The 9,796-nt window shown below is 71.3% G+C and carries 12 protein-coding genes; 5 read left to right on the forward strand and 7 right to left on the reverse strand.

All coding sequences use genetic code 11. The annotated features are described in order from the left end of the window. Nucleotides 1–14: 14 nt before the first annotated feature. The 7 genes from ACQEVM_RS38090 to ACQEVM_RS38120 all read right to left on the reverse strand — a co-directional run bounded on the left by ACQEVM_RS38090 (nucleotide 15) and on the right by ACQEVM_RS38120 (nucleotide 5,536). On the reverse strand, nucleotides 15–2,288 hold the full coding sequence (locus ACQEVM_RS38090) for a hypothetical protein (protein WP_433087276.1): 2,274 nt from the start codon (nucleotides 2,286–2,288) through the stop codon (nucleotides 15–17). Nucleotides 2,289–2,355: 67 nt separating this feature from the next. After that, nucleotides 2,356–2,586: a hypothetical protein gene (locus ACQEVM_RS38095; RefSeq protein WP_433087278.1), complete on the reverse strand. Its 231-nt coding sequence runs from the start codon at nucleotides 2,584–2,586 to the stop codon at nucleotides 2,356–2,358. A 245-nt stretch (nucleotides 2,587–2,831) separates the two neighbouring features. Next, the gene (locus ACQEVM_RS38100; protein WP_433087280.1) at nucleotides 2,832–3,161 is read right to left on the reverse strand and encodes a hypothetical protein; all 330 of its coding nucleotides are present in this window, start codon (nucleotides 3,159–3,161) and stop codon (nucleotides 2,832–2,834) included. A gap of 300 nt (nucleotides 3,162–3,461) precedes the next feature. Beyond that, a complete protein-coding gene (locus tag ACQEVM_RS38105; RefSeq protein ID WP_433087282.1) occupies nucleotides 3,462–3,731 on the reverse strand; it encodes a WhiB family transcriptional regulator in 270 nt (89 codons plus the stop codon). Between the two features lie 5 nt (nucleotides 3,732–3,736). Next, nucleotides 3,737–3,946 (reverse strand): hypothetical protein, encoded by a 210-nt coding sequence (locus ACQEVM_RS38110; RefSeq protein ID WP_433087284.1) that lies wholly within the window; start codon nucleotides 3,944–3,946, stop codon nucleotides 3,737–3,739. Between the two features lie 169 nt (nucleotides 3,947–4,115). Beyond that, on the reverse strand, nucleotides 4,116–4,541 hold the full coding sequence (locus ACQEVM_RS38115; RefSeq protein ID WP_433087286.1) for a hypothetical protein: 426 nt from the start codon (nucleotides 4,539–4,541) through the stop codon (nucleotides 4,116–4,118). Between the two features lie 107 nt (nucleotides 4,542–4,648). After that, entirely contained in the window at nucleotides 4,649–5,536 is an 888-nt protein-coding gene (locus ACQEVM_RS38120) for a hypothetical protein (protein WP_433087288.1), read from the reverse strand. Between the two features lie 362 nt (nucleotides 5,537–5,898). Between ACQEVM_RS38120 and ACQEVM_RS38125 the strand changes: the two genes are divergently transcribed. The 5 genes from ACQEVM_RS38125 to ACQEVM_RS38145 all read left to right on the forward strand — a co-directional run bounded on the left by ACQEVM_RS38125 (nucleotide 5,899) and on the right by ACQEVM_RS38145 (nucleotide 9,613). Then, nucleotides 5,899–6,246 (forward strand): GntR family transcriptional regulator, encoded by a 348-nt coding sequence (locus ACQEVM_RS38125; RefSeq protein WP_433087290.1) that lies wholly within the window; start codon nucleotides 5,899–5,901, stop codon nucleotides 6,244–6,246. Nucleotides 6,247–6,584: 338 nt separating this feature from the next. Continuing rightward, nucleotides 6,585–7,622, forward strand: a complete 1,038-nt coding sequence (locus ACQEVM_RS38130) for a helix-turn-helix domain-containing protein (protein ID WP_433087292.1) — start codon at nucleotides 6,585–6,587, stop codon at nucleotides 7,620–7,622. Nucleotides 7,623–7,627: 5 nt separating this feature from the next. Further along, the gene (locus ACQEVM_RS38135; protein WP_433087383.1) at nucleotides 7,628–8,206 is read left to right on the forward strand and encodes an isochorismatase family cysteine hydrolase; all 579 of its coding nucleotides are present in this window, start codon (nucleotides 7,628–7,630) and stop codon (nucleotides 8,204–8,206) included. Next, the gene (locus ACQEVM_RS38140) at nucleotides 8,203–9,114 is read left to right on the forward strand and encodes an FAD-dependent oxidoreductase (RefSeq protein WP_433087294.1); all 912 of its coding nucleotides are present in this window, start codon (nucleotides 8,203–8,205) and stop codon (nucleotides 9,112–9,114) included. The genes ACQEVM_RS38135 and ACQEVM_RS38140 overlap by 4 nt, the downstream gene beginning before the upstream one ends. Nucleotides 9,115–9,304: 190 nt before the next feature. Continuing rightward, nucleotides 9,305–9,613 (forward strand): helix-turn-helix transcriptional regulator, encoded by a 309-nt coding sequence (locus tag ACQEVM_RS38145; protein WP_433087296.1) that lies wholly within the window; start codon nucleotides 9,305–9,307, stop codon nucleotides 9,611–9,613. Nucleotides 9,614–9,796 lie beyond the last annotated feature (183 nt).

The raw sequence follows: 9,796 nt of genomic DNA on the forward strand, positions 1-9,796 counted from the left end.
GCCGGACGGGTGGGTCAGGTGAGGTGCTTGTCGGCGTCCTCGGGCCGCAGCAGGCCGGCCTCCTTCAGCAGCCGGACCGCGCGGGGCAGGTTGACCGAGAGGTCGGTACGGGCCCGGTAGAGGGTGACGTAGCCGTCCTCGTCTCGCGGCAGTGCCTGTACGAGCGGGAGGAGTTCGGCGTCCGTACGGACGGGCGTACCGGGTCGGTCCGTACTGGCTGTACGGCCCGTACCGCCGGTTCCGGTTGCGCGGGAGGAGGCGGTCGCCGTACCGGTACGGCCGCCCTGTACGGCGTCGGGGCCGAGCTGGGTACGGACGCTGACCGTGCTGGTGCGGTCCTGTACGGCCGCGTGAGCCGTACCGGTACGCCCCTGGGGCGCCGTACCTGTACGCGCCGCCCCGTCAGGGGTGGTGTGTACGCCGTATGTACGGTCGCTGTACGGCCTGGTCAGCGCCCCTTCGCCTCCGTCGTGGTGCGAGGGGTGCGAGAGGGCGTGTGCAGGGTCCGTACCGTCGTGTCCGGTGCCCGTACCGTCCGCTCGTCCGCCGTTGTTCGCGGTGTACAGGTCGCTGTGCGCGGGCTGCGTACGGCCGGACGCGATGCTGTCCGTACCGTCCGTCCGGCGGTGCGTACCGGTACGGGCGGGCGTTCCGTTTCCGCCGTCCATGTCGGTACGGACCGGCGTACCGGCGGCCGCACCGGACGGCGTGTTCGTACCGCCGTGGCCGTCCGTACTGTCGTCGTGCATGAGGGTGTGTACGCGCCAGATGACGGCCACGAAGATCAGGACGACGAAGGTGGTGAGCTGCCACGGAGCCGACCCGCCCTCGGGGACGAGGTGCGCCTGCTCGGAGAGGTGGAAGACCACGTTGGCCGAGGCCATCAGCAGCAGCGCCGGCGCGATGTCGCGCTTGGTGCGGAACGCGGTGACGCAGTAGACGTCGATCGACACCGGCAGGAGCGGGGCGACCCATTCGTTGATGCCGACCATCCGGGCGAGCTCGTACTCGCCGGAGGCGGCGAGCCCGACGCCGGCGGCCAGCGCGACCCACGGCGCCGCCTTCCACAGCTTGCCGCCGAGGTTCTGGCGCCAGCCGCGCCACTTCGAGGCGGACTTCTTGGCCTCGCGGGCCTCGGTCAGCAGCCGGCGGGCGCGGGCCTCGTCGGCCTGCGCCCGCTCGGTGATGCCCTTGGCCTTGCGCTCGGCCTCGGCGGTGATGCGCTCGGCCTCCTTCTGGGCGGCCGCGCGCAGCTCCTGAGCAACCGTCGTCGCCTCGGTGCGCAGCTTCTCGCGCTGCTGGTCGCACGCTGTCTTCAGTCCGGCGAGCTCCTCGGCCAGGGCCTGGCGCTTGGCCGCGGCCTCGGTGTCGAACTTCTCGCCGAGCTCGCGGAGCTCGGCGCGCAGCTCGGCGCGGGCCGTCTCCGCCTCGGTGTGGACGGCGGCGACGTGGGCGTCGGCCTCGCGGCGCCGCTCGGCGGCGGCCTCGACCGCGTCCGCGTACAGCGTCTCCGCCTCGGTGCGCCGGGCGTCGTACTGCTCGGCGGCGGCCTTGGCGAGCTGGGTGTGGCGCTCGCGGGCCTGGTCGATCTCCTTCTGTGCGGCGGCGAGCAGGGTGTCGGCCTCCTCGCGGGCGCGGGCGAGGATCTGACCGGCCTCGTTGCGGCGGGTCTCGACCAGGGCGGCGATCTCGGTGAGGTCGGCCTCGGCCAGGCGCCGCAGGTCGGCGATCGCCGTCGCGGTGGCCTGGTGGTTGGCGGTGGCCAGCTCGGTCAGTTCCGTGACCTGCGCCCGTGCCTGGGAGAGGAGCTGGTCGGCGCGGGTACGGGCGTCGGCCAGGAGCCGGTCGGCGTCGCCGCGCAGCTGCTGCGCCTCCTGGCGCACCCTCTCGGCCTGGGTGGTGGCCGCCGCCCGCTGGGCGGTGGCCTCCTCCTGGGCGCCGGCGGTGACGGCCTCGGCGCGGGTGCGCGCGTCGGACAGGAGGGCGGTGGTCTGCTCGTGGGTGTCGGCGACGGTGCGTGCTGCCTGCTCCTCGGCCTGCGTCTGGAGGGCGAGGGCCTGGTCGCGGGCGGTGTCGATGATGTCGGCGGCTCGGTCACGGGCGTCCGCGACCCTGGCCAGTGCCTCCCAGTCCGTCTCCGGCACCGCCGTCGTGTCCGGGACGGTCTCCGTCTCGGGGGTCGGGGGCGGGGCCTGGGCGGGCAGGGTGGCGGCGGCGGGCTGCGCGGCCGTCGTGGCCGTCGTCTTGGTGCGGGCGTTGGCCCTCTTACGGGTTCGTGTGGCGGCCACGCCGCCTCCTTCCAGGTCGGGTGCCGCCCCGGGAGGCCCGGGGCGGCGGTTGTGCGGGGTGGGTGGGTCAGCCGCGCGGGGCGGGCAGCTCCGGCGTCGTGTTGGCGATCGCGTGCTGCCGGGTGAGCCACGCCATCGCGGCTGCCGTCATGTCGTCGGCGGCGGCGTCGGCGTGCAGCGGGGCGGTGTCGATGTCGCGCATCGCGTCGGCCGGCGGCAGCAGCCGCATGTAGTCCGACCGCACCTGGCTGATCACGCGGCCGGAGACCAGGGCGAACAGGTCATAGCCGCCGGTCATCCAGGTGTACGTGATCTTGCAGACGAAGGTGTGGTCCGGCTTGCCCGCCCAGAACAGCGCCGGGTCGCGCTACAGGACGAAGTCACCCGTCTTGAAGACGGTGGCGGGGCTGGTCTTCTCGGTGCTGGTACGCACAGACGCCTCCTCAGCGTGTTGTGTCCGGACTGTCCGGCTCCCCTCGCCCCGTCCGTACCGGCGCACAGGCCGGGACGGGCGGGGGAGGCAACCGACAGGCGGGAGGTGGGTCATTCGACGCCGATGAAGCGGAACGCCGCGAAGGCGGTGCCGCGCGGGTCCACGGTGGCCTGCACGATGCGGTCGGCCTCGCCGGTGTCGCCGCGGTTGACGGCGTCGGCCGCAGCCCGGGCCGCGGCCCAGTCGATGCCCGCCGCCAGCGTCACGGTGGTGGCGGGGCGGTGGAACCGGGCGCGCAGTGTGCGCCAGGCCCGGCGGAGCGGGCGTCGGCGGCGAGCCCGGTTCACCCGGGCGGTGGCGTCGCGGTGCCCGAGCTCGTGCAGGATCTGCTGGGAGTCGTAGTCGGCGGCGGTCCAGCCGTCGCGGCGGATGGTGCGCATGGTGCCTCCTGGAGGAAGGTCGTCGGCCCAAGCCGATGCCCGGTAGAGGGCGTGCGAAAGGCCGGCGGCCCGTCAGGCGGGCGGCAGGTCAGGGCGCGTGCGGTCAGGCGGGCAGGGATCTTGGTCGGGCTCCCGGCAGGCGGTCGTGGTGGCCGGGAGCCCGATGGGCGGCGGAGCGACGCTCGGGGTCAGATCAGCAGACCGGGCACTGCGGGCTGTCGTACCAGCCGCTGCACCTGGAGCACTGCCACAGGTGCCGCAGGGGCGCGGCCAGGACGGCCAGGACGGCCAGGAAGGTCTTCATGCCGCCGCCCCCTTTCCGTCGCGGGCCCGGTTGCGGGCGGCGCGGCGCTTCATCGCCCGCCGCTCGTCCTCGCTGAGCCCGCCCCAGACGCCCTCGTCCTGACCGGACTTCAGCGCCCACTGCAGGCACGCCTCCATGACCGGGCAGCGACGACGGCAGACGGCCTTGGCTTCCTCGATCTGCAGCAGGGCCGGGCCGGTGTTGCCGATGGGGAAGAACAGTTCAGGGTCCTCTTCGCGGCAGACCGCGCTGTGGCGCCAGTCCATCGCGGCTACCGCCTCTGTCCGACGAGGGTCATGTCGGCGAGCGTGCGGCGGGCCTTGCGGCTGGCGTCGGCCGCGCGGCGGTCGCCGTCGACGACGAGGTGGCGGACGAGCTGGTGGAACGCGGTGAGGTCCTCGGGCTCGTAGCCCTTCTTGTTGTCCGCGTCCTCGATGTCGTCGATGATCCCGGCGTTCGGCCGGGGTACCGAACGTGTCATGCTGAGCTGCATCAGGTCCTCCGAGTCAGGTCCTGGACAGGCCCCGGGGGCGCAATCCCCGGGGCTGTCGTCGTGTTGGCGGGTCGTACGACCGGCCACGACCAGCGGCCATCCCCTTGGTGCAGTAGGGGGTGGCCGCTGATCGTGGGCGTCCGTCCGGGCTGGCTGGTCAGGCGGCGGCGTACTCGGGGCGGCATCCGGAGCGGATCGTCCGGCGCAGGCGGTCGGCGTAGGGGAGCAGGACGTCGACCAGGCGCTCGCGGACGCGGGCGGTGATGGTCGGGTCGGCGGCGAGGATGTCGCGGCCGGCGTCGACGCGGGCGGTGATCTCCGCGCCGTGCGCGAGGGCGAGCTCGTGGCGGCGGTCGGGCGGGACGGTCAGGACCGCGGCCGCGTACCGGCGCATCTCCCGTGCGGTGCCCGCGGGTTCGTACATCTCCAGCGGCGTGCCCCAGACGGCGTCGAGGTCGACCTCGGCGTCGGTGAGGTCGACGGGGAGCGGGACGTCGAGCTCGTCCAGGAGCGCGAGCGTCTCGGCGTCGAACACCTCGCCGCTGCTGGGCCAGTGAGATGTCAGGGTCAGGGTGGCGGGCATCGGAACCTCCAGGGTGCGGTGAGCGGGCAGGGACGGGAGCAGACGGCCCCGGCCTCGGCCCCCGCGCGATGCGGGAGCTGAGGCCGGGGCCAGGGCGGTTGTGCGGGTCAGGCTGCGAGAGCGGGCTTGCGGCGGCGGGCGCCGAAGGCGGGCTTGCGGCAGCGGGCGGTGTACGCGGCGGCGGTCTCGCCCGGGGCCGGGGCGGGCAGCTCGACCCGGACCTTGGCCACCAGCTTGGTGTGTTCGGACTGGTCGGCCGGGGTCAAAGGGCGGCGCCAGAGCGTGGCCAGGTGCGTGTAGGCGGCGCGGGCGAGGTGCTCGTCGAGGACGTCGCTCGCGGAACGGTCCGGGGCGGCGTCGGCCAGGACGCGCAGGGTGCTGGCGGCCAGGGCACGGACGGAGCGGTCGTCCCCGGCGTCCTGCCCGATCATGGCCGGCAGGGCGCCAGCGGGTCCGTCGACGGCCCGACCGCGCGTGGTGGGGATCGCGTCGGCGGGAACCGTACGGGCGGCGTCGGCCTGGCGGGCGGCGGGCATCGCGCGCTCCCATTGGGCTCGCCGGTCGGCGGGGCGCTCCTGCGGCCGGGCGACCTTGAGGGTCTGGACGGTGGCGCGGCGGTGGCGGGTGACGTCGACGGCGAGGCGCTCCTCGCGCGCCCACTCGTCGTACTGGCGGCTCCAGGTGTCCGGGGTGATGTCGACGTCGACGATCCTGTTGCTGGAGTTGCAGCGGATCGCGGCGTCGACGTCGGCCTTGCCGGTGTGGTGCGGGACCGTCTTGAGCAGGTAGGTGCCGCGGTGGGGGGTCACGGCCACCCAGGTCTTGCAGGCCGGGCAGACCAGCGAGATGCGGCGCTTCTGGGTGGACTCGACCCGCCGCATGTCGATGTGGCCGGGCGACAGGGTCGAGAGGACGATCGCGTCGAGGGGGCTGACACGGGAGGTGTGGGTGCGGCCCCGGCGCTTGGCGGCCTTGGGCGTGGCGAGCTCGGGCATGGCGACTCCTCGGCAGGAAGAGGGAGGGGTGTTCGCGGGGGCGGATGCTCTCTCCACCCACCAGGTCCACGAGCCATCGGCCCGCGTCCCGGCGGATAGACAGCGCATCAGCGCTGATGTCGTGCACGCAGTCCTGCCAGGCCGGGGGGTTTGGTCTTGGCTACCGCCTCCGGCCGCCTGCCCGACTCCGAAGAGACGAGCTGCGGGACTGCGATGGTGCAGTGGTACGTACGTCTTCACTGTTGGCGCCGGGTAGGCGACCAACCATGTCGACGTGGATAACCTAACCAGTACAATCGCTACCGTGTCAACCAGGTTGGGCAGGCTGTCCCTTCGAGCGAGGTGGCTCTACGATGTGGCTCATGACGGACGAGGCCATGCAACCCTTCGAGCGCATCGCGCAGGACGTGCGCGAACAAGTTCGGCTCAGGCAACTCAAGCCCGGCGACAAACTGCAGAGCACCAGGGAGCTGGCGAACAAGTACGCCGTCGCGCCCGGCACGGTGCAACGCGCCTTCGCCGAGCTCCGACGGGACGGGGTCATCTACTCCCACACCGGCCGCGGGAGCTTCATTCGCGAGAACGCCCTCGATGCGCTTGCCGACCCGAATGCACAGACCATCAGGCGCCTCGAGGAGCAGATCGCCGATCTGGCTGCGCGGCTCGAGCGGGTTGAGCAGAACCAGAGCAGCGGTTCGGATCAGTCCTGAGCCCGACCACGACGCCGTACTGCCTCGTTCTCCTGTAGCGGTAACCACGGCTCCCCCGTTCGTCATCGGCATCACTTCGACGGAGATCAGCTTCGGGGTCGCGGGCGTCTCAGCGAGATGTCCCGGCGTGGAAGGGGTGTAGCAATAGCGTCGCAACAGGGCTCTTCCTGCCTGGCAACAGAGCGTCATAGGGGTGTGTAGTGATCGCAGTTGAGCAGTGGACAGGCGAGGAGGCACTGCTGTTGCGATCAGTAATGCGCGCGTCGGTGCGGGGGTTCGCCGATCACCTCGGGATCAGCCCACGGACGGTTTCGCACTGGCAGAGGAACAGGGCCAGCGTGTGCCGTCCGCAGATGGCGCAGATCCTCGACACGGCGCTCAACCAGTGCACCCCCGAGGAGCAGGAGGCGTTCCGCCTGCGCCTGGCGGTCCTTCACGGCACCGCAGTCGCGGCCGCGGCCTCGGCCGCCGACACTCCGCAGCCGATACCTTGCACCGTCGTCTCCCACAAGTTCCTGCCGGCCTACGTGGGCGAGCGGATCGCCCCCCTGTACGCCGTCGGCGCTCCCGCGCCGTCTGGCCCGGGGGGCTTAGAGCGACGGACGCTTCCGGCCGGACACCGCTCAGCTCAGTCGTCCTCGGTCCACGTCTACGGGTGCGGCGTCGCCGTAGTGCACCTGGAAGAGCATCACCGCGTCGAATCGCTGACCGATCTGGCAGTGTGGCGATACCGCACCTATCTGCAGGAACCCGCCTGGGCGGGCAAGCAGATCACGGAGCTCATGAGGCTCCATGCTCCCGAAGGAGCACCGGCTCCCGAGGTGCCCGCGCCGCAGTACGTGCTGTCGGTCTACGAACTCCGCGAGAACTCCTGGGCGGGCGCGGGTCTGGACACCGCGCTGCAGCTCCTGGCCACGCCCTCTGTCCTGGTCAACCGCCAGGACCCGGAGAACGTCGTCTCGCTGGGGCCGGACGTCGAGGCCGCCAAGTTCCGCGAGGGCTGGTCTCACGCCGAGGCTGTCCCCTTCGGAGGCGGCGTCTCGCAGGGTGTCGCCGGCTGGTCCGGAGTCTCCTACCACCCTCAGCCGGATGAGCGCGCCCTCACGACGGGCCAAATCGTCGCTCTGGAGCTGGATGTCCAGGCGTTGTGGGCCCTCTCCTCCCACGTCCTGCACACCATCGAGGACGGCCACGACCCGGTGATGCCGCCCGAGTACGGCTGGCGATTTCTGCGGAGTGCGTACTACCGACTCACAACCGCCCGTCCCACCGAGACGGCTCAACACCGCGTGATGCGCGAAGCGATCTTGACCACGAGCGAGCTCCCCGATCGGCTCCGCGCCGCTCAGGACGCCCTCCGAGACAGCAACCCCTGATGGCCATGGGAAAGGTGGACGGGTTGGACCCGCGATCGACAGCGCTGCTGGTTATCGACGTACAGCAGGGCTTCGTCAACCAGCACAGCCGCGACGTTGTCCCGACGGTCGTACGGCTAGTGGAGGGCTGGCGGGCAGCCGGCGGTCCGGTGGTCTTCACGCGGTTCCACAACGCGCCGGGCTCGCCGTACGAAACGATTTCCGGTTGGAAGCGGCTGCGCACCGCCGAGGAGCAGGCGTTCGTGAAGGACCTGGCTCCCTTCGTCGACGACTCGGCCGTGGTCATCGACAAGTCCCAAGCGTCCGTCTTCACGCCCGAGGGATCGCAGCTCATCCAGGACGCCGGTTGGAGTGACCTGGTGCTGTGCGGCATCGACACCGACGCCTGCGTGTACGACTCCGCCACAGCTGCCTACCAACGGGGCTACCGGCCGTGGGTCGTCACCGACGCGTGTGCCTCAAGCGGCGGCGCCCAGTACCACGATGCCGCCCTGCTACTCGCGGCCCGGAACCTGGGCGCCGATCAGCTCATCACCAGCGAAGTCGCTCTGTCTCGTATCAGCGGAACTGGGGGGATCCAGTGAGCACACCTTCGTTCGACGCCGACGTCCTGGTCGTCGGGGCCGGCCCCGCTGGCGTGGCGGCCGCCCTGATGGCCACCAGCCTCAACATCAAGGTCCTCGTCGTGGAGGCCGACAGCATCGGCGGCAAGCTCCAGACCATCGGCGCTCTGGAGAACGTATCCGGCAACTGGACGACCGGCCCCCAGCTGGCTGAGGCCCTGGCCGCGGATCTGTCCCGCCTCGAGCAGGCCGGTCGGTGCTCGCTGGTCCGATCTCGCGCCGTGGGGGTCAGGGGGCACTCCGACCGAGCAGAGGTCCTCTTCGCGGACTCCCGGATACTCACTGCGCAGGCGGTCGTCGTCGGCACGGGCGTGACCGCGATGACGCCCGCCGACACCGACTGGATCAGCGTCGCCCCTTCGCTGTCCACGCCTCCGCTGTGGCGTGCGCAGCACGATCAGGTCGGTCCGCGGACCTACGTGCTTGGCGGTGACAGGCCGCTCGGCACCTGGCTGCGAGCCCATCCTCAGTCCTCCGCCACGCTCCATGTCCTCGCCCCGCCGGCGGATGACTACAAGTTGGCCGAGGTGTCAGGGGACGACCGAGTTCGGGTAGTTCCGGTTTCTCACGTCGTCGTTTCGCAGGTCGGCCCCGGGGCGGACTTCATCGTGGCGGTCGAGAATCGCCGCGGAGAACGCAGCAGCTACGCCGCAACGGCGGTGCTGAGCAATCTCGGCAATCGGCCGGCGGCTCTCGAAGGGCTCGTGGTCGACGAAGGCGGATACTGTCCGCCTGAAATGCAGCACCCTCGGATCTTCATCGCCGGGGATCTGCGGTCGGGGCGGTTCCAGCGCATCGCCACGGCACAGGGCTCAGGAGCCGAAGCAGCTTTGGCGTACTACTACTCCACCGCGCTTGAGCGGGTCTGACGTGGCTACGGCTCGGGTCTATCTGATCGGCTCCCCCGAATCTTCACTCGTGAAGATCGGGTGGGCAGCGGGATACGGGCACGGACCCGACCGGGCGCCCAGCGGAACTCAATTCGTGGAGGCCGTTTCTCCCAAGCGGAGATCAGATCGTGTATCTTTCGTAGTTACAACGATCATGGAAGGCTCGACTATGCCCGACCCGGACGACCGCTCGCAGCAGGTCGACGCCCTGCTGAACGGCCTGCCCGAGGTTTTGCCGCCTCCGCCTGTGTGCGTGAAGCTGCGCCTGGCGGCTGGCCTCACCCAGCAGGACGTCGCGGATGCCGTGGGCGTGAAGAGGGTCGCGGTCACGCGGTGGGAGTTGGGCCAGACCAGCCCTCGACGCCCGCACCGCGAGAACTACTTGCGTCTCCTCAAGGGCCTCGCGGCACGTTTTCCCGAGGCCGCGACGGCGGATGAGGGTATGCCGACGCCGGCCTCCGAAGGGGGGTCGGGATGACCTAGGTCATCGGCCGCGCGCGCCGAAAGCGGATTTACCACCCGCTGGCCTCGCGCGGCCCGTCTACCGACCGGCTTACCACCGTGTCGGTCGCCCAGGTCCCGGTTGCCTCCGGTCCTGAGCTGCGACTCACCAGCCGCTTGTTTTCCACGGCCCCTAACCAGGGCCACTAGCACCACCGGC

The organism is Streptomyces sp. CA-243310, from assembly GCF_050936775.1.
Classification (GTDB): domain Bacteria; phylum Actinomycetota; class Actinomycetes; order Streptomycetales; family Streptomycetaceae; genus Streptomyces.